The sequence below is a fragment of the Streptomyces katrae genome (assembly GCF_000966975.1).
GTDB lineage: Bacteria > Actinomycetota > Actinomycetes > Streptomycetales > Streptomycetaceae > Streptomyces > Streptomyces katrae.
In genome coordinates this window covers 1-18337 of sequence record NZ_JZWV01000265.1, presented here as the reverse complement: position 1 = coordinate 18337, position 18337 = coordinate 1, and the positions used below count along the sequence as shown (strand labels likewise).

The following is an 18337-nucleotide window of genomic DNA, read 5'->3' as shown; positions in this document are numbered from 1 at the left end:
CACTGTTCGGGATGCACGGTCACCGCCGGCGTCGTCATCAGCGCGCCGGCCGTCAGCCGGCCCACGAGTCCGCCCGCTCCGTCGCCCGGCAGCCGGGTGAGGTCGGTACGGGAGACCACGCCCACCACCTTGTCGTCATCGTCCACCACCGGCAGGCCGCTGATTCGGTGGCCGGTCAGGAGCCGTATCAGCTCCTTCACGGAGGTATCCGGGTGCGCCTTGACGACGTCGCCGGTCATCACCTGCCCCACGGAGGGTGTCTTCACCATGTGCCTCATCTCCAACGGCGCTGTCCTCCTCGGTCACCCCAGCGTGCGCCCGGCGGGGGCCGCGATCGAGGGGCCGACCGGCCCCGTCGGCGTTCCGGCGGTCCTCTGCTCCGGGTCCCGATGGGGCAGGGGCCGAACGGCCCTCACGCGGTTGGGCCGAGTGGCCCGAGGAAGGGGGCCACTGAGTCCCATGGCAGGGACTGTCGCCGCCCGGCCGCGGCGGGGACGCGGTGACAGGCTTCAGACATCGCCCGGTCCTGCCGGAAAGGCCGCCGCCGCGCAACCGAACTGACGGTGCGTGAGCGAAGCCGTGCACCACCGCGTCAGGAAGCGGGCGACTGCACCTGTCCCCCACACCCCGAGGTAATGAGCCATGCCCTTCCACGTGGACTCCGAGACCGGCCGGCTGAAGCAGGTCATCCTGCACCGGCCCGATCTGGAGCTCAAACGACTCACCCCGACGAACAAGGACGCCCTGCTCTTCGACGACGTCCTGTGGGTCAAGCGGGCCAGGGAGGAACACGACGCGTTCGCGGACACCCTGCGCGACCGAGGCGTTCAGGTGCACCTCTTCGCGGACCTGCTGACCGAGACGCTGGCCCTGCCCGCGGCACGCACCCTGGTCCTGGACCGGGTCGTAGACGAGCGCGAGTTCGGGCCGCTGGCCGGCGACCGGGTGCACGCCGCCTTCGACGTCATGGACCCGGGCGAGCTGGCGGCCTGTCTGGTCGGCGGGATCACCAAGCGCGAACTGCTGGCCCGTACCGGTGCGGTGCCGAGCGTACGGCTGCACGCCATGGCACCGGACGACTTCGTGCTGGCTCCGCTGCCCAACCACCTGTTCACCCGCGACACTTCGTGCTGGGTGTACGACGGCGTGAGCGTCAACCCGATGCGCAAGCGGGCGCGTCGCCGCGAGACCGTCCACTTCGAGGCGATCTACGGCCACCACCCGCTGTTCGAAAAGGGCGACCACCAGCGGTGGTCGGACGGACAGGCCGGCTTCCCCGCCACCATCGAGGGCGGGGACGTGCTGGTCATCGGCAACGGCGCCGTACTGATCGGCATGAGCGAGCGCACCACGCCCCAGGCTGTCGAGCAGCTCGCGCTGCGGATGTTCGCCGCGGGGTCCGCACGTCGCGTGGTCGCCCTCGAACTGCCCAAGTCCCGCAGCTTCATGCACCTGGACACGGTCATGACCATGGTCAGCGGCGACACCTTCACCCGGTACGCGGGCCTCGGGCCGCTGCGGTCCTGCACCATCGAGCCCGGCCACGACGGCCAGGGGATGAAGATCACCGCTCACCTCCCCGAGGAACTCGACGGGGCGATGGCCGACGCGCTGGGCCTGGAGAAGATCAACGTCCTCACCCCCAGCCAGGACATCCGCTCCGCCGAACGCGAGCAGTGGGACGACGGCTGCAACGTACTGGCCGTGGAACCCGGCGTGGTCGTCGCCTACGAGCGCAACGTCACCACCAACACGCATCTGCGCAGGAACGGCATCGAGGTCATCACCATCCGCGGGAGCGAACTCGGCCGGGGCCGCGGCGGTCCGCGCTGCATGACCTGTCCCGTCGAACGCGAAGCGGTCTGACCGCACCCACCGCACACCACCCCCGACTTCCGGTACGACCGAAGGAGCCACCATGCCCGTCGACCTGCGCCACCGCCCCTTCCTCAAGGAACTCGACCTCACCCCCGAGGAGTTCCGCCACCTCCTGGAACTGTCCGAACAGCTGAAGGCCGCCCGCTCTGCCGGAACCGGGAGCCGGCGGCTGCACGGCAAGAACATCGCCGTCATCTTCGAGAAGACCTCCACCCGCACCCGGTGCGCCTTCGAAGTGGCCGCCCACCAGGAGGGCGCCCACGTCACCTACCTCGAACCCGCGAGTTCCCAGCTCGGCCACAAGGAGTCCATCAAGGACACCGCCCGGGTGCTGGGCCGGTACTACGACGGCATCGAGTACCGGGGCAGCGACCAGCGGCTGGTGGAGGAGCTGGCCCGGTACGCCGGGGTCCCGGTGTGGAACGGGCTGACCGACCAGTGGCACCCCACCCAGTCCCTCGCCGACGTGCTCACCATGTGGGAGCACACCGACAAGCCGCTGGAACAGGTGTCGTTCGCCTACCTCGGCGACGCCCGCAACAACGTCGGCAGCTCCCTGCTGATCACGGCCGCGATGCTCGGCATGGACGTCCGCATGGTCGCTCCCGCCGCGCTGGCCAACGCCCCTGAGGTGGTGGCCGCGGCGCGCGCGGCGGCGGCCTCCACCGGAGCACGGATCACCCTCACCGAGGACGTGGCCGAGGGGGTCGCCGGTGTCGACTTCGTCTACACCGACGTATGGCTGTCCATGGGAGAGCCCGCGGAGATGTGGGACGAGCGGATCGCACTGCTGCGGCCGTACCAGGTGACGATGGACGTGCTGAAGGCGACCGGAAACCCGCAGGTGAAGTTCATGCACTGCCTGCCGGCGTTCCACGACAGCGACACCACGGTCGGGGCCAAGATCGCGGCCCGGACCGGCATGACCGCCATGGAGGTCACGGACGAGGTCTTCGAGTCGGTCCACTCGATCGTGTTCGACCAGGCGGAGAACCGGCTGCACACGATCAAGGCCGTCCTCGTCGCCACCCTCACCGACTGAACCCCGACACCCGATCGACGGAGAACTCCCCCATGCGTGTCGTCATAGCCCTGGGCGGCAACGCCCTCCTGCACCGCACCGAGCGGCCGGACGCCGCCATCCAACTGGCCAACGTGCACAGGGCCGTTGACGCCCTGGCCCCGTTGGCGGAGCAGCACGAGCTGGTCATCACCCACGGCAACGGCCCCCAGGTCGGCGTGCTCGCCCTCCAGAGCGCTGCGGACCGCTCGCTGAGCGGCCCGTACCCCTTCGACGTGCTGGGCGCGGAGACCCAGGGCATGATCGGTTACTGGCTGCTGCAGAGCCTGCAGAACGCCCTGCCCGCCCGGCAGGTCTGCGCCCTGCTCAACCAGACCCTCGTCTCCGCCGCCGATCCCGCCTTCGCCGGCCCCGAGAAGTTCGTCGGCCCGGTCTACGGGCGGGCCGAGGCCGAAAGCCTCGCCGCCGAACGCGGCTGGACGGTCAAGCAGGACGGCGAACACTGGCGTCGGGTCGTCCCTTCGCCCCGCCCCCAGCGCGTCGTCGAGACCCGCCTGATCCGCCTGCTGCTCGACTCCGGCACGGTGGCCGTATGCGCGGGCGGCGGCGGAGTCCCGGTGGTCCGCGACGAGCAGGGCCGGCTGGCCGGCGTCGAGGCCGTGGTGGACAAGGACCTCACCGCCGCCGTGCTGGCCGAAGCCCTGGACGCCGACTTCCTGCTGCTGCTGACCGATGTCCCGTACGTCGAACTCGGCCACGGCACCCCGAAGGCCGAGCCCGTCCGTCACACGACCCCCGCCCGGCTGCGCGCGCACCGGTTCCCGGCCGGGTCGATGGGCCCGAAGGTCGAAGCGGTGTGCCGTTTCGTGGAGCTGACCGGCGGCACAGCCGCGATCGGCGCCCTCGAAGACGCCCGGGCCATCCTCGACGGCGCCGCCGGCACCGTCGTCAGCCCCAGTGGCCGTGCCCCGCAGGACGGCGCCCTCACACACCAGGAACAGAGATGAGCACCAGCACCACTCCCCCGGCGAGCCGCGAGAGCGACGGCCCGGACGAGCCCGCCGCGGGCCCCGACGCCGCCCCCGCACCGTCCGGGGACAGCAGACGGCGCCTGCCCTTCCCCTCCGCCTTCACGGTGCTGGTGGCCGTGACCGTCGCCGTGTGGGCCCTGACCTTCGCCATATCGGCGGGCCGCTACGACACCACACCGGACGGCGCTCCGATCCCCGGCACCTACCACGCGGTGGAGCGGACCACGGACTTCCTCGACCGGCTCAAGGACCTGTTCCTGTCACCCGTCAACGGCCTGTACGGGGTCACCGATGCCGGGACGGGGCTCACCACGCCGGGCGCGGCCGGGTCGTTCGCGGGCGCCGCCGGAGTCTTCCTGTTCATCCTGGCGGTGGGCGCGTTCATCACCGTGACCCTGCGCACGGGTGCGCTCGACCTCGGCGTGGCCCGCCTCGCACACCGCCTGCACGGACACCGGACCCTCCTGCTCGTGGCCCTCGTGGCGGTGTTCTCCCTGGGTGGGACCACGTACGGGATGGCGGAGGAGACGCTCGGCTTCTACGGGCTGATGATCCCGCTGATGCTCGCCCTCGGCTACGACCGGATGGTGGCGGCCTCCGTGATCATGGTGGGTGCCGGGGTGGGGACGCTGGCCTCCACCGTCAACCCCTTCGCCACCGGTGTCGCCTCCGACAGCGCGGGCATCGGCACGGGTGACGGCATCCTGCTGCGGCTGGCCATGTGGGTGTCCCTGACGGCCATCGCGGCCTGGTACGTGCTCCGGTACGCCAAGCGCGTCCTGGCCGACCCCGCGCGCTCGCTGACCCCGTCCACCGACGAGGACCGGGCCCTCGCAGAACAGGATGAGGAGGTGGCCGCCCTCACGGGCCGGCACCGGGCCGTCCTCGGTGTCTTCGCCACGACGTTCCTCTTCATGATCTTCGCGGTCGTCCCCTGGGCGGACCTGGGCGTCACCTTCCTGCCGACGCTCGGCTGGTACTTCCCGGAACTGGCCGCCCTGTTCATCGTCGCCGCCGTCGCGGTGGGCCTGATCGGCGGCCTGGGCGAGCACGGCACGGCCGAGGCGATCACCCGTGGAGCCGGGGACTTCGTCGGCGCGGGATTGATCGTCGTACTGGCCCGCGGGGTCACCGTGATCATGAACAACGCCGCCGTCACCGACACCATCCTGAACGGCCTGCACAGCGCCGTCTCGGGCACGTCCCACGGGGCCTTCGCGGTGCTGATGTTCCTGGTCAACGTCCCCCTGGCGTTCCTCGTACCGTCCTCGTCCGGTCACGCCGCCCTCGCCATGCCGATCCTGGCCCCGCTCGCCGACTTCGCCGGCGTCAGGCGGTCCCTGGTGGTCACGGCGTACCAGTCGGCATCGGGCTGGGTGAACCTGATCACGCCGACCTCGGCCGTGGTCATGGGCGGCCTGGCCCTGGCAAAGATCCGCTACGACCAGTACCTCCGCTTCGTCGCGCCCTTGATGGGCATCCTGCTCCTGGCGATCGGCGGATTCATGGTCCTGGGCGCGACCCTCGGCTGAGCCCGGCTCCGGTAGCCGAAGCCGACTGCGGGCCTCGGGGTGTCACGGTACGGCCTTCCTCCGGCCCCGTATCGGAAGGACGTTCGGCCCCGCGCCCAGGGCCACCCGGACCATCCCCCCTCCACCGCGCGGAGCGGGAGGGTGGGACACGCGCCGCCGACGGCGGTCGCTCTCTCGCACACGTTCCTGGAGGAACACCATGTCACGTACCGTCGTCGTGGGCCTGGACGGATCCCCCGCATCGTCGGCCGCCGCCGAGTGGGCCGCGAACGAGGCCCGGCTCCGCCGGCTCCCGCTCAAGCTGCTGCACGCGGTGGAACGCTGGGCCCCGCCCTACGGCTACGCGTCGCTCGCCGGGACCTCAGCCCCTGTCCCGGCCTCGACCGAGTACTGGGGCGAGCACATCCCGCAGGACGTCTTCCAGCAGCTGACAGAACGTCACCCCGGCCTGGAGATGACCACGGAGCAGGTGGACGGCAGGCCTGTGACGGTCCTGACCGACGCGGCGCAGGAAGCCGAAGTACTGGTCCTCGGCTCCCGCGGGCTGGGGGCGATGACGGGATTCCTCGTCGGGTCCGTCTCCCAGGCCGTACTCGCCCACGCCGAACGCCCGGTGGTCATCGTACGGACCGGCTCCGGGACGGACAGCGCCCACCTGCCGACGCCCGACGGCAGCGGGCCGCAGGAAGGCGCCTACCGGCCGGTCGTGCTCGGACTGGACCTCGCGCGCCCGTGTGACGAGCTCCTCGAATACGCCTTCGACGCGGCGGCCGCACGCCGGGCCCCGCTGCGCGTGGTCCACGGATGGAGCATGCCGCCCGCCTACGGCTTCGACCCAGCGCTGATCGCCCCCGAGGTACGGGACGGCATCGCGGCAGGTGCGGCCGGCGCACTCGGGGACGCGCTGCGACCCTGGCGGGGCAAGTACCCCGAGGTCCGGGTCGAGGAGGAGTGCGCGGTGGGCCGGGCGGCCGGCCACCTCGTCGCGGCCTCGGCGAACGCCTCGCTGATGGTCGTCGGCCGGCGGGTCCGCCACTCGGCGATCGGCACTCACCTCGGGCCCGTCGCCCACGCCGTGCTCCACCACTCCGCCGCTCCGGTCGCGGTCGTACCGCACGCCTGAGACAGCGCCGCACCGGACCGGACCGGGCCGGTGTGTCATCGGATCGCATCAACAGCGTCCACTGTCTCAGGACTTCCGGGTTCGTTCGCCACATACGAGCCAACGGGCGGCCTTCGCCGTGGTCTCGTGGTCGGCCCCCTTCCTCCTACCCGCCCCGACGTCCTGCCGGCGGGTACGAGGAAGAGGGCCGTTCGGCCCTGTCCGATCGGCCCTTGGGCGCGGCACCATGCAGGAGTTCGCGCGCGTGCCGGACGAAGCCAGCCAAGGAGTTGCGTGATGAACGCCAGCGACGCCCCGTCACCGGCGAAGACGCCCATCAGCGTCTTCCTGCTGGACGACCACGAAGTCGTACGCCGGGGCGTGCACGACCTGCTGGACGCCGAGCCCGACCTGACCGTGGTCGGTGAAGCGTCCACGGCCGAACAGGCGTTGGTCCGGATCCCCGCGCTGCGCCCCCAGGTCGCGGTCCTCGACGTCCGGCTCCAGGACGGCGACGGGGTCAGTGTCTGCCGCGAACTGCGCTCGCGGATGCCGGAACTGGCCTGCCTGATGCTGACCTCGTTCGACGATGAGGAAGCGCTACTGGACGCGGTCATGGCCGGCGCGTCCGGCTACGTACTGAAGCAGATCACCGGCACCGACCTGGTCACCCGGTCTGCCCGGACTCACCGACCGGGAGAAGGAGATCCTGGTCATGGTCAGCGAAGGGCTCACCAACCGCGAGATCGGCAAACGGCTCCACCTCTCCGAGAAGACCGTCAAGAACATCATCTCCCGGCTCTTCACCAAGCTCGGCGTCGAACGCCGCGTCCAGGCCGCGGTCATCGCCAGCCACACCCTGACTCCGCCGAGCCGGCATCCCGTACCGGCCGCCGAATAGGAACGGGCGGCCACTCCCCCGCCACCTCCCGCCGTACGTGGGGGCCGTCCCTCGTCGGCGGGCGCAAGCGTCTTCACCCGATCGCCCCGACCCGGCGAACCCCAGCCAGCGAAGGGCACCCCGCGCCCTGGGCACCCGGCTCGTCCCGTGCACAGCCGGCGATGGCGGACGCCATGAGGTGAACGCGGGATCCCGGCTCTTCCCCCACGGGCCCTCCCCCGCCGCCTCGTGTCCCGCAGGACGCCGTGAGAGCGCACCGGGGGCGAAAGTACAAGATCGGCAGGGCCTGGCTGTTGCCGCCGGAGGTGGGGTATTCCTGTCGGAGGGCCCCGATCGGGGTCTTTCGCCCCGGAACGGAGACCTGCCGTGGACGGCTGGTACGTGGACGACCGTTGCTCCAACTGCGATGTCGCGCGACAGCTCGCACCCGACCTGATCGGCGAGGTCGACGGAACGTCGCGGTTCCTGCGCCCGCCGCGCGACGAGGCGGAGAGGCGGCGCGTCCACGCGGCCGTCTTCGCCTGCCCCACCCGCTCCATCCGCCACACCTCCGGGCCACCGGACCGACGGCTCGACCCCTTCCCGATGGCCTTGGACGGCGGAGTGCTGCTGTGCGGCCACAACTCGCAGCACACCGCGGGGGCCAACTCGTACCTGCTGCTGCGGCCCTCGGGAACGGCCATGATGATCGACACTCCGCGCTGGAGCCCTGCCCTCGCCGAGCGCTACGCGGCATCGGGTCCGGTCACGGACGTGCTGCTCACCCATCGCGACCACGCCGCACACGGCCGCCGCTACGCGGACCGCTTCGGCGCCCGGTTGTGGATCCACGAGGGCGACCTCGATGCGGCGCCCGACGCGGACGAGGTGATCCGCGGTCTCGAACCGGTGGAGATCGGGGAGGGAGTCACCGCCCATCCGCTGCCCGGCCACACCGCGGGCAGCGTGCTCTACCTCGCCGACGACCGCTACTGCTTCAGCGGGGACAGCTTCTACTGGTCACGCACCACCGGTGATCTCGAAGTCGCGGAAAGCGTGACCTGGTACTCCATCGAGGAGTTGGCCGCCGCACTGGCCAGGGTGGCCGGACTGCTCCGGTTCGAGTGGGTCCTCCCCGGCCACGGCGACCGCCGCCGGCTGCCCGTCGACGAGATGTCCCGCCGACTGGGCGCACTGGCCGAGCGCACCCGGCTGTTACGGCCGCGGCCGATCGACTTCACCGCCGTCCGCTGGTGAACTCCGGTGGCCCTACCCTTCAGGCGCGGTGTCTTTTCGTACCTGCGGCACCTCATCCTGACAAGTGTCACCGACCACCTCCCGGGCCGCTGTGGCACCGCCCCGGCGAGCGCCGTCCGGCACGGGCCCCGTCGTCCGCGCGCGCCCGCCCCCCTGGTCAGGTCAGGGACACTCCGCGGCCGGCGAAGAACTCGGCGAACGCGGCGACCGGCAGGCTCGCGGTGCGGGTCCGGTCGGTGTGACCGGACGGGTTGCGGAAGTGCACGGTGTCACCCCGGCGGCCGGTGACGAGCACGAGGTGCCCGCCCTTGCCGGGGGCCGGGTTCTCGGGGCGGCGGATCTCCCGGTGCACCGAGGCCATGACCAGCCGGCCGGAGTCGAGCAGGGCCAGCAGGTCGGGCACCGGCAGGGTCGGGTGGACCTGGGCGTGCAGGCGGTGGACGGCCTGTACGTACCGGGCGAACGGGGCGTAGATCAGGCCGCGGATCGCTCCGGTGTCCGGATCCTCGGTGTACGCCCCGTACGTCCGGGCGCCGTCGAGGAGTTCGAACAGGCTGGGCGCGTCGCCGTCTCGGGCCAGGAGAGCCATGCGCAGGCAGGCGATGCCGCACATGTGGCCGCACCAGGTGCGGTAGGTGTCGGCGTCGGGGGCTCCGCTCTCGGCCCAGCGGGGATCGGCTCCCTGGTCGTGGCCGTCGTAGACGATCGCGGAGATCAGGTCCGGGCTGGCGTACTGCGTGACGGTGGGGAACGGCAGGTCGGGGTCGGGCACGGGGCGGGGTCCTTCCGGAGGGCGGGGCGGGTGCGAGGCGGACGAACGGCCGACGCCGCCAAAGGAGTTCACCGCCCGGGTCCATGACGCCGGATCGGGAACGCCGCGTCGGTGTGGTCGCGCGGTCGGCACGGGCAGGACTCTTCCACCCCTCGACGATGCCTGGACGACGAATAGGTCCCGGTTCAGGACCGGGCCACCCTCGGACAGACCAGGGAGGCCGTTGTATTACGGAGCTGGATTCCCCGGATGCCGACCGCGCAGCACGAACGTACTCGACGGCACTGACAGTCAGGTCCCGGCGGTAGCTGGAGGACGGGACGGTGGCGGAGGCCCCAGGCCGGCGGAGGCGCCCCCGCGCTCCGCCGCACCCCGGCGGCCGAGTAGCTTCTTGACCCTCACACCGTGTCAGGCGGTCGACTCGGAGACATCATGTTCACCATCGGAGACTTCGCCCGGCACGGCCGCGTCTCGGTCCGGATGCTGCGTCACTACGACGCGACCGGCCTGTTGCGACCGGCCCACGTCGACCCCCACAACGGCTACCGCCACTACACCGCGGCCCAGCTCGCCCGCCTCAACCGGATCATCGCGCTCAAAGACCTCGGCTTCACCCTCCAACAGGTCCACGACATCGTGGACGAGAAGGTCGGAGCCGAGGAGCTGCGCGGCATGCTGCGGCTGCGGCAGGCCGAGCTGGAGAGCGCCGTGGCCGCCGCGGGGGCACGGCTGGTGCAGGTCGAGGCGAGGCTCCGGGCCATCGAGAGCGAGGGGCGCATGTCCGTCGACGACGTCGTCATCAAGAACCTTCCCGCCGTCCGGGTCGCGGAGCTGACCGCGACCGCCGAGAGTTTCGGGCCCGAGGACATCGGACCGGTCATCGGGCCGCTCTACGACGAGCTGTTCCGGCTCCTGGGAGCGGCCGGCATCATCCCCACCGGTCCCGGCGTCGCGTACTACGAGGACGCGCCGGAGGGCGGCGGCAGGATCAGCGTCCACGCGGGCGTCCAGGTCTGCGCCCCGCTCCAGGACGGTCCCTTCCGCGTGCTCGACCTGCCTCCCGTCGAGCAGGCGGCGACCGTCGTGCACCGCGGCTCGATGGACACCGTGCTCCCCACCGCCCAGACCCTGGCCCGCTGGATCGACGCCCACGGCTACCGGTCGGCCGGATACCCCCGCGAAATCAACCTGGAGTGCCCCGAGAACCGCGACGAGTGGGTGACGGAGTTGCAGGCACCGGTCGTCCGGTCCTGAAGTGAAGAGGCCGGCCGCCCAACCGGCCGACCGACCAGGTGTGACGGAAGTCTGACGGACGGCCGCCAGGTCTGGTGCGGGGGTGCCGGCGGTGGTCGAATCGCCACGTGAGCCCCGTACCCGCACCCCCGCCCCCACCCCGCCGGGCCGGCCCCGCCGCCCAGCCCGACCCGGACGGCCACGGCACGCCGATCGGACGTCGGCTCGTCCTCGGCATGGTCGGGCTCGGCGCGGCCGCGCTGGCCACCGCCCCGTACGTACAGGGCGGCTTCGAGGCGTTCCTCGGCGCCGCCTCCGAGAAGGACCCCACCAGCCTCACCGGCCTGCTGCCGAACGGCGGCGGGTTCCGTTACTACTCGGTGGCCGCGTCCGTCCCCGAGCGGGGCCCCGAGAACTACCGCCTGACCGTCGACGGCCTGGTCGAACGTCCCACGACGTACACGCTCGACGCGCTGCAGAGGCTCCCGCAGACCCGGGTGGTGCGGGACGTCCAGTGCGTCACGGGCTGGCGGGTACCCGGCACGTCCTTCGAGGGAGTGCCGCTGGCACGGCTGCTCGACGCGGCCGGGGTCCGACCGGAGGCCCGGGCCGTGCGCTTCAGCTGTTTCGACGGCACGTACACCGAGAGCCTGACCCTCCCCCAGGCCCGCCGGGACGACGTCATGGTGGCGCTGCGCATGCAGGACGAGCCGATGCGCCACTCCCACGGAGGTCCCGTCCGGCTGTACGTCGCCCCCATGTACTTCTACAAATCGGCGAAGTGGCTCTCCGGCATCACCGTCACCCGTGACGTCGAACCCGGGTACTGGGAACGCCTCGGGTACGACGTCGACGCATGGGTCGGCCGGTCGAACGGACGTGACGATGCCCCCACCGTCTGAGGCGGCGCCCCGGCGCCCCGACCGCGTGCGCCGGTTCAGCCGCGGCGAGCGGTGGGTCCACCGGGCCACGGCCGCCCTGATGGGCCTGTGCGTCACCTCTGCCGCCTGCCTGTACCTTCCCGGGCTCGCCGAACTCGTCGGCCGCCGGCACCTGGTCGTCACCGTGCACGTGTGGTCCGGGCTGCTGCTCGGCGCGCCGTTCCTGCTGGGTCTCGCCTCGCGGGCCTTCCGGGCCGACCTGCGGCGGCTGGGCCGCTTCGGACCGCAGGACCGGGACTGGCTGCGGGCCGCCCTGCGCCCGGGCCGCGCGGGCACGCGGCCCGCCGGCAAGTTCAACGCGGGACAGAAGGTGTACGCGGGCTGGCTGGCCGGGGCGGCACTGGTGATGGCGGCCACGGGGGCGCTGATGTGGTGGACCGGCCTGGTCCCCCTCGCACAGCGCACCGCTGCCGTCTTCGTCCACGACTGGCTGGCCCTCGCCGTGGCTGTGGTGCTGGCCGTGCACATCGGCAAGGGCCTGGCCGACCCGGAGGCGCGCCGCGGGCTGCGCACGGGCTCCGTCCACCGGGCATGGGCGGAGCGCGAACACCCGCTGTGGCAGCCCGACCGGGCCGGACCGTACGAGGGATGACCCGCCGGGCCGGCGGCCGGCCCCGCGGGGGCACCCGGTGTCGGCCGCCGTCGCCCAGGCCGTGGCGAGCCAGGCCACGAGGGCGGCGCCCAAGGGGATCCCGTTCCGCGTCGCTGTCGCACATCGCATCGCATCGCGGCCGGACACCGGGTTCCCGGGCCCTCGGGACCTCCGGGGACCGGGCCCCCGGGGCGCCGTACCCGGTGGCCGCGAAGGGTCGCCGCCCCCGGATGGGGAGCGGCGACCCGTGTGGACGCCCCCGACCTCGTCCACGTTCGGGGAAGGCCGGGGTCGCCGCCGCGGGCTTCCTCGGCCGCGCCGCTCAGATGATGCCGGCGGTGCGCAGTGCGGTGGTGACCTGGCGGGTCTGGTTGTCGGCGCCGCGCTTGTTGGGGTGGAAGGTGGTCAGCGTCTCGTTGCCGCGGAAGATGCCGTCCCCGTGGGCGAGCATGCCCTGCATCCAGGCGGTCCAGCCGGGGCTGAAGGGCGGCATGTCCTTGCCGGCGGGGAAGCGGGCCGGCTTGTAGCCGTGCAGCTCCTCGTCGAACGTGTAGCGGGCGTAGAGCCCGAACATCCACTTCTCGGTGCCCTCGCGGCAGACGTGGTGGGCGCGGGTGGACTCGGCGATGTCGACGTAGGTGTGGCCGTGGTCCCGGGCCGCCTCGCGGATGACGGAGTCGACCAGGTCGAACTGCTGCTGGATGAAGGGCATGTCACCCTTCTTGATCGTGATGTTCTCGTCCAGCCCGCCGTCGCAGGTGCCCTGTCCTTCCGCGGTCGGGAAGAGGGTGGGGTCCGCGGTCGGGAAGAGGGTGGGGTAGCCGACGAAGAAGAACTTGGCGTGCGGGGCGCGCTCTCGCAGCTCCGGCATCATCTTCGCGAAGCCGTCGCGCAGGTCCTCCTCCTTGCGGGCCAGGTCCGCGCGGCCTTCCTCGGTGTGGCGGTAGTAGTCGGTGCCGGGGCTGCCGATGGCGGACGCGCCCAGGGAAGCGCACTTGGCGATGATCTGGCCGAGGTTGTACTGGTTGCCGCCGATGCCGATGGTGACCAGCGTGGTGGCCTTGCTGAGGGCGTCGATCTGCGCGGGGCGCGGGGTGGGGGTGAACTGCGGTACGCCGCTGCCGTCGACGGGGATGTAGGGCGGGCCTCCGAACACGGTCTGCGGGGTGAGGATGCCGCCGAGGCCGAGGCCCCGGTCGTCGATGGTCGCACCGCCGCAGGTGACGTCGATGAACTCGTAGCCGGACAGTACGGTGCGGGCCAGCTGCTGCGGGTAGCTGTCCTTCGAACGGCCGCTGTAGTCGCCGTCCGGCCCGCCCAGGCCGCCGTCCACCGGCTCGCGGACCAGGTTGGTATCACCGCCGATGAACTGGCCGGCACTGTAGGAGTCGCCGAGCGCGACGTACTGAGGCAGAGGCTGGATGTGCGGCATGGACGCCCTTCCCGAGAGGTCGACACTGCGTGTGACGCATCGGGTCCATAGATATGCCATCGGAATATGCAGGACGGGGGGCGACACGGGAACGATGCGATACAGCCGCCGCGACCGCAGCGCGTTCACCCGTATGCCGCAGGCCGGCACCTGCCCCCGGTACGACGGCGCCGGCCGGCTACGGGCAACCCGTCTCCCACCGCCAAGCCGCCACCGATTCCTTCAGCCGACCCACGCGCGTCGCGTCGGGCTGTGCCTATCGGCGGGCGCGGTCAGGAGACGGCCTTGTCGAGGACTCGGGCGAGTTCGGCGGGCGCGGACAGCATCGGCCAGTGCCCGGTGGGCAGGTCGAAGCGCCGCCACGGCGGCTGGTTCAGGTAGGCCAGCATCGGCACTCCGGCGTCCAGCAGCCCTGTGAAGTCACGGCAGGCGATCAGGACACGGTCCACACCGGGACCGGGCTCCGCCGGGCCGGCGAGACGCTGGGTGAAGGTGCCGAACGGCTGAGGGGTGGCACGCGTGCGCAGAACGTTCTGCCGGCCCTCATCGAGCCCGTCGAGGCTGCTGGACAAGCCCAGGACCTCGAACGGCGGCATCGGCAGCCGCCACCCGTCGCCGGAAGCGTCGACCTGCCGGCGCAGCTGGTCCACTGCCTGCGGTGGCATGAGGTCGAGCATGCACATGCCTGCGGTGAACGGCGCACTGTCCACGTAGATCACGCGCTCCAGCAGGTCGCCGAGACGTCCGGCCGCCCCGGTCACAGGGGCAGCCGCGTAGCTGTGGGCGACCAGCGTGACGTCGTGCAGACCGTTCCGCTCGACGAAGCCGGTGATGTCCGCGATGTGCGTGTCCAGGTCCGTCTCGGGTCCGCCCTGGTCGGCGTGCTCGGCCAGGCCGGTCAGTGTCAGCGGCAGCGCCGTGTGGCCGCGCTCCCGCAGAGCGCGGGCGGTGTCTTCCCAGGCCCATGCCCCGAGCCAGGCGCCGGGAACGAGTACGAAGGTGGCCATGTGATCTCCCTGAGTGAGGTGCTACGGGGAGCGTAAAGTTGATACAGGACAGAATCCGCCCTGAAATGCCGAGTGATCCATGTCGCATCCCCTGACCCGTGTGCTGACCCTGCTGGAACTCCTCCAGTCCAACGCCCGGCTCACCGGGACGGAGCTGGCCGACCGGCTGGACACCGACGTGCGCACGGTGCGCCGGTACACCGCGTACCTGCGGGAACTGGGCATCCCCGTGGAGGCCGAACGCGGCCGCTACGGCGGTTACCGACTGGCCCGCGGCTACCGCATGCCACCCCTGGTCCTCACCAATGACGAGGCCCTCGCCGTCGTCCTTGGCCTGCTCGCGGCAGAACGTCTGGGGATGGGCACCGCGGCACCGGCCAGTGCCGGTGCCCTGGCCAAGATCGAACGGGTGCTTCCGCACGCCCTGCGCGAACCGCTCGCCGCCATGCGGGAGACCCTGTCGTTCACCGCCAACGCCGTGATCGGTCAGGCACCCGGAACCGGCGTCCTGCTGGCCCTGGCCCAGGCCTCCCGCGCCCGCACGACCGTCGCCATCCACCACCAGTCCTGGCGCCAGGAACACACCGAACGCGACATCGACCCCTACGGCGTGGTCTTCCACACCGGCCGCTGGTACGTCGTCGGCCACGACCACCTCCGCGGCAGCTTGCGCACCTTCCGCATCGACCGCATCGCCTCCGTCACCCCCCGAACCGACAGCTTCACCGCACCCGACGGCTTCGACCCCGTCGCCCACCTGACCTCGACCCTCGCTCAGGGGCCCTACCGCTGGCAGGTCGAGGTGACGATCCATGGCCCCCTCGATGAGATCGCCCGCCGGCTGCCTCGCTCAGCGGTGACCCTCACCGCCCAGCCCACCGGCGTTCTCATGCACGCACGGGCAGAGCGGCTGGACGGCATGGCACACATGCTCGCCTCCCTGGAGTGGCCCTTCACCATCCACCATCCCGACGAACTGCGGCAGGCGCTCAAGGATCTGGCCGCCCAGCTCACCGCAGCAGCCCAGCGTTAACCGGAAGAACTGCCGCAGTAGATACCGCATTTACTGCGGCGGCGCCGGAAGGGCAGGACGAGATGGACTCCGACACCGTCAACCGTGAACCATCCATCGCCCGGAAGGAGATCGGCTGGTGGCAGCGCCAGGGCTGGATCGAAGGCGCTCAGTCCTCCGCGGGAGCGTCCGAGGGCGTGGTCGTGCGGCTCGCCGCCGAGGCACCTTCTACCGGGCCCCGGTGGCGTGCTGGTGCGCACGTACGGTCGGCGAGCGACCGCGACGACCCGGTCGAGTCGCCGTTGGCCTGGCTGGCAGGGCGGTGAGGACCTGCACAGCCGGCGGCGCTCCATCCGGTCAGGCGTCCTCGCCGTCGGGGTAGACGACCAGGATCGTGCAGCCGGCCGCCGACTGCGGGTGGTGCACGGATCCGGGCTCGGCGCAGAGCAGGGTGCCGGCCGGCCAGACGTTCGTGCCGTCGCCGAACTCGCCCTCGAGCACGTGAACGATTTCGCGGACCGTGTGCCGATCCTCGCCGAACTGCGCGCCCGGCGCGAACTCCAGCAGCACGATCACGCTGGGGTCGTTCGGTGTGCCCTCCTTCAGCAAGCTCATGGTGATGTGCTCGTTGACCTGACTGACCGACACCGGGGCCTGGTCCAGATGAGCGCTCACGAAACCTGGAAGCACGGGTATCCCCATTTCAATTGCTGTGCGGTGGCGGCCCGTTACCGTCCGCCGGATGTCGATCAGCGTAGGAATCTTCGACGGCGCTTACTACGCCACGCATGCACCACTTTTCACATGATGCACAGCACGCGTGCACTGGACGCCGCCCGGGCTGGTGGGCCGGCCGTTGTCGTAGCGCCGCCTGGCCCGCCACACCGCCGTCACCTGCTGCGTCGCGTCCGGATAGCCTTAGCCTCTGCCCCGCCGGAGGAGACGTGATGCTCACACTCGCGGCCCTCACCCGCCAGCCCGAGTACCTTCTGCACCCCCTGCACACCGTCGGCCCGGAGGACCGGGTCGTGGACCGTGCCGAACTGCTCATGCCCGGCGAGCGTCCCGCCCGGCTCGCCGGCACGCTCCTCATCTGTTCACCCGACACGGTCGACATCGGGCATGCACACGACCGGCTGCGGCACTGGGCCGACCAAGGTGCCGCCGGTCTGGTCCTCGTGGCAGAAGCGGCGCCCCGTCCGCCACGGCCGCTGCTCGAGGCCGCTCGTCACGCAGCCCTCCCGCTGCTCGCCTCCGGCGCACCCGTGGCAGCCTGGCGCCGCACCTTGATCCCTCAGGTCGCCGAACACCGTCGGCAGGAAGCCGACCGGCACGCCGCGCGCCTCGCCCATCTCCTGGACTACCTCGACAGCGACAGCTCCCCGGCCGGCGATCTCCTGGACTGGCTGGCCCGTCAGCTGGACGCGGAAGTGAGCCTTCAGCGCGACAGCCGCATCTCCGTTCCCCCCAGCGGACGCCGCCTGTCCGCGGCGGACAGCACCTTCACCTCCGTCCACTCGCTCCGGGACGACGACCTCCTCCTCACCGCCCACCGCCACCACCCCTTCAGCACCGCAGACCAGGACCTGCTGGCCCGATCTGCCATGGTCCTCACGACCCGCCGGCGTACATCCGTACCCGCAGGCGGAACCCTGCTCGCCGAGACTCTGCACGCCGTACACCTGGCCGCGTTCCAGGCCCTGATGACCGGCCACATCGAATCCGCCCAACGCATCCTGGGGCCCCTCTTGCCCTACCTGCTCGACACGGACGACGTCCAGATCGCCATCGTCAACTGCGCCGACACCTCCCGCGACGAGATGCTCGCCCGAGTCGAGACCCTTCTGTCCGACACCGGCCTCGCCGTACGGTGCCCCGCCTTCGACGGGCACATCGTCGTCGTCGCCCCCCACCCCGACCCCGGCCTCCCGGAAGCGCCGGCCGTCACCGCGCTACGCCGCCTGGTCGCCGACCGCAGCCGCCGACTGAGTCTGGGCATCAGCCCCACCCTGCCCCTCCAAGACACCGCCACCGGTTTCGCCCTGGCCTACGACGCCATCGCCGCCGCCCGGCTCAGTCCCACCCGCGCCTCAGTTGCCCCTCTCACCCCGGGCCTGCTGGACGCCCTCGACCTGCCCGCCGCACAGCAGTGGGCCACCGTCCTGCTCCAACCGGTCCTCAGCCACCAGTTGCCCACCGTCGCCCTTGGTCTCGAATTCGAAGTCTCGGCTGCCTCCCGAATACTCGGCATCCACCGCAACACCCTCAGCCGCCGCATACACACCATGCTCCGGGCCACCGGCCTTGCCACCGACCGCACCGCCGATCGCATCACCCTCTCCCTCGCCCTGCAGATCCACGCCCTGCACGGCCCGGCCACCGACCCCGCCCCCCCATCCCACGCCGACCCTCGCCCATCCCACGCCGACCCTCGCCCACCTCCTGGCGCAGCCACCGGTCACCGACTGGGCCGCCACCGCGCTCGCCCCGCTCGGGCGGGAACGCACCGACCAGCGCACCACCAGCAGCGATACCCTCGCCCGGACCCTCCGCACCTGGGCCCACGAGGACTTCCGGGTCGACACCACCGCCCAACGCCTCAACCTCTACCCGGCCACCGTCCGCGGGCACGTCCGCACCGCCGAGG

Annotated in this window: 17 protein-coding genes and 1 pseudogene; 13 read left to right on the top strand and 5 right to left on the bottom strand. The window is 71.6% G+C overall.

Annotated features, from left to right (window positions below; genetic code table 11):
• On the bottom strand, positions 1-269 hold a 269-nt coding region (locus VR44_RS11465), incomplete at its 3' end, for a CBS domain-containing protein (RefSeq protein ID WP_045947334.1).
• 373 nt (positions 270-642) lie between these two features.
• On the opposite strand from VR44_RS11465, the gene VR44_RS11460 reads away from it, so the two are divergent.
• From VR44_RS11460 to VR44_RS11430, 7 genes and pseudogenes are all read left to right on the top strand, one after another.
• Positions 643-1866: an arginine deiminase gene (locus tag VR44_RS11460; protein ID WP_045947333.1), complete on the top strand. Its 1224-nt coding sequence runs from the start codon at positions 643-645 to the stop codon at positions 1864-1866.
• Between the two features lie 52 nt (positions 1867-1918).
• Positions 1919-2920 (top strand): ornithine carbamoyltransferase, encoded by a 1002-nt coding sequence (gene argF / locus VR44_RS11455; RefSeq protein ID WP_045947332.1) that lies wholly within the window; start codon positions 1919-1921, stop codon positions 2918-2920.
• A 32-nt stretch (positions 2921-2952) separates the two neighbouring features.
• Positions 2953-3906: a carbamate kinase gene (locus VR44_RS11450; protein ID WP_045947331.1), complete on the top strand. Its 954-nt coding sequence runs from the start codon at positions 2953-2955 to the stop codon at positions 3904-3906.
• Entirely contained in the window at positions 3903-5462 is a 1560-nt protein-coding gene (locus tag VR44_RS11445; RefSeq protein ID WP_094191563.1) for a YfcC family protein, read from the top strand. The genes VR44_RS11450 and VR44_RS11445 overlap by 4 nt, the downstream gene beginning before the upstream one ends.
• Positions 5463-5661: 199 nt before the next feature.
• On the top strand, positions 5662-6585 hold the full coding sequence (locus VR44_RS11440) for a universal stress protein (protein ID WP_045947330.1): 924 nt from the start codon (positions 5662-5664) through the stop codon (positions 6583-6585).
• Between the two features lie 276 nt (positions 6586-6861).
• Positions 6862-7465, top strand: a pseudogene (locus VR44_RS11435) (response regulator).
• Positions 7466-7831: 366 nt separating this feature from the next.
• Positions 7832-8701, top strand: a complete 870-nt coding sequence (locus VR44_RS11430) for an MBL fold metallo-hydrolase (RefSeq protein ID WP_045947329.1) — start codon at positions 7832-7834, stop codon at positions 8699-8701.
• A 157-nt stretch (positions 8702-8858) separates the two neighbouring features.
• Here VR44_RS11430 and VR44_RS11425 read toward each other — a convergent pair whose 3' ends face one another.
• Complete coding sequence (locus tag VR44_RS11425; protein WP_045947328.1) at positions 8859-9473, bottom strand: C39 family peptidase; 615 nt, start codon at positions 9471-9473, stop codon at positions 8859-8861.
• A gap of 432 nt (positions 9474-9905) precedes the next feature.
• On the opposite strand from VR44_RS11425, the gene VR44_RS11420 reads away from it, so the two are divergent.
• The 3 genes from VR44_RS11420 (at position 9906) to VR44_RS11410 (ending at position 12239) form a co-directional block, all read left to right on the top strand.
• Positions 9906-10727, top strand: a complete 822-nt coding sequence (locus tag VR44_RS11420; protein ID WP_045947327.1) for a MerR family transcriptional regulator — start codon at positions 9906-9908, stop codon at positions 10725-10727.
• Between the two features lie 215 nt (positions 10728-10942).
• Positions 10943-11608 carry a molybdopterin-dependent oxidoreductase gene (locus tag VR44_RS11415; RefSeq protein ID WP_094191564.1) on the top strand — a complete coding sequence of 222 codons (666 nt, stop codon included), beginning with the start codon at positions 10943-10945 and terminating at the stop codon, positions 11606-11608.
• Entirely contained in the window at positions 11592-12239 is a 648-nt protein-coding gene (locus VR44_RS11410) for a cytochrome b/b6 domain-containing protein (RefSeq protein WP_045947325.1), read from the top strand. Before VR44_RS11415 ends, VR44_RS11410 begins: the two co-directional genes overlap by 17 nt.
• 322 nt (positions 12240-12561) lie before the next feature.
• On the opposite strand, the gene VR44_RS11405 is transcribed toward VR44_RS11410, so the two are convergent.
• The gene (locus VR44_RS11405) at positions 12562-13671 is read right to left on the bottom strand and encodes an SGNH/GDSL hydrolase family protein (protein WP_045947324.1); all 1110 of its coding nucleotides are present in this window, start codon (positions 13669-13671) and stop codon (positions 12562-12564) included.
• Between the two features lie 272 nt (positions 13672-13943).
• A complete protein-coding gene (locus tag VR44_RS11400; protein WP_045947323.1) occupies positions 13944-14678 on the bottom strand; it encodes an alpha/beta fold hydrolase in 735 nt (244 codons plus the stop codon).
• 79 nt (positions 14679-14757) lie between these two features.
• On the opposite strand from VR44_RS11400, the gene VR44_RS11395 reads away from it, so the two are divergent.
• Positions 14758-15711, top strand: coding sequence for a helix-turn-helix transcriptional regulator (locus VR44_RS11395; RefSeq protein ID WP_045947322.1), 954 nt, complete (start codon positions 14758-14760; stop codon positions 15709-15711).
• A gap of 62 nt (positions 15712-15773) precedes the next feature.
• A complete protein-coding gene (locus VR44_RS11390) occupies positions 15774-16016 on the top strand; it encodes a hypothetical protein (protein ID WP_045947321.1) in 243 nt (80 codons plus the stop codon).
• Positions 16017-16047: 31 nt separating this feature from the next.
• Here the strand turns inward: VR44_RS11390 and VR44_RS11385 are convergent, their stop codons facing one another.
• Complete coding sequence (locus tag VR44_RS11385; RefSeq protein WP_045947320.1) at positions 16048-16365, bottom strand: cupin domain-containing protein; 318 nt, start codon at positions 16363-16365, stop codon at positions 16048-16050.
• Between the two features lie 272 nt (positions 16366-16637).
• On the opposite strand from VR44_RS11385, the gene VR44_RS44935 reads away from it, so the two are divergent.
• On the top strand, positions 16638-18337 hold a 1700-nt coding region (locus VR44_RS44935), incomplete at its 3' end, for a helix-turn-helix domain-containing protein (protein WP_045947319.1).

Coding starts and splice junctions, on each gene's coding strand:
- VR44_RS11450 (WP_045947331.1), top strand. CDS start 2,953: ATGCGTGTCGTCATAGCCCTGGGCGGCAACGCCCTCCTGCACCGCACC.
- VR44_RS11400 (WP_045947323.1), bottom strand. CDS start 14,678: ATGGCCACCTTCGTACTCGTTCCCGGCGCCTGGCTCGGGGCATGGGCC.
- VR44_RS11395 (WP_045947322.1), top strand. CDS start 14,758: ATGTCGCATCCCCTGACCCGTGTGCTGACCCTGCTGGAACTCCTCCAG.
- VR44_RS11445 (WP_094191563.1), top strand. CDS start 3,903: ATGAGCACCAGCACCACTCCCCCGGCGAGCCGCGAGAGCGACGGCCCG.
- VR44_RS11405 (WP_045947324.1), bottom strand. CDS start 13,671: ATGCCGCACATCCAGCCTCTGCCTCAGTACGTCGCGCTCGGCGACTCC.
- argF (WP_045947332.1), top strand. CDS start 1,919: ATGCCCGTCGACCTGCGCCACCGCCCCTTCCTCAAGGAACTCGACCTC.
- VR44_RS11410 (WP_045947325.1), top strand. CDS start 11,592: ATGCCCCCACCGTCTGAGGCGGCGCCCCGGCGCCCCGACCGCGTGCGC.
- VR44_RS11390 (WP_045947321.1), top strand. CDS start 15,774: ATGGACTCCGACACCGTCAACCGTGAACCATCCATCGCCCGGAAGGAG.
- VR44_RS11460 (WP_045947333.1), top strand. CDS start 643: ATGCCCTTCCACGTGGACTCCGAGACCGGCCGGCTGAAGCAGGTCATC.
- VR44_RS11415 (WP_094191564.1), top strand. CDS start 10,943: ATGGTCGGGCTCGGCGCGGCCGCGCTGGCCACCGCCCCGTACGTACAG.
- VR44_RS11420 (WP_045947327.1), top strand. CDS start 9,906: ATGTTCACCATCGGAGACTTCGCCCGGCACGGCCGCGTCTCGGTCCGG.
- VR44_RS11440 (WP_045947330.1), top strand. CDS start 5,662: ATGTCACGTACCGTCGTCGTGGGCCTGGACGGATCCCCCGCATCGTCG.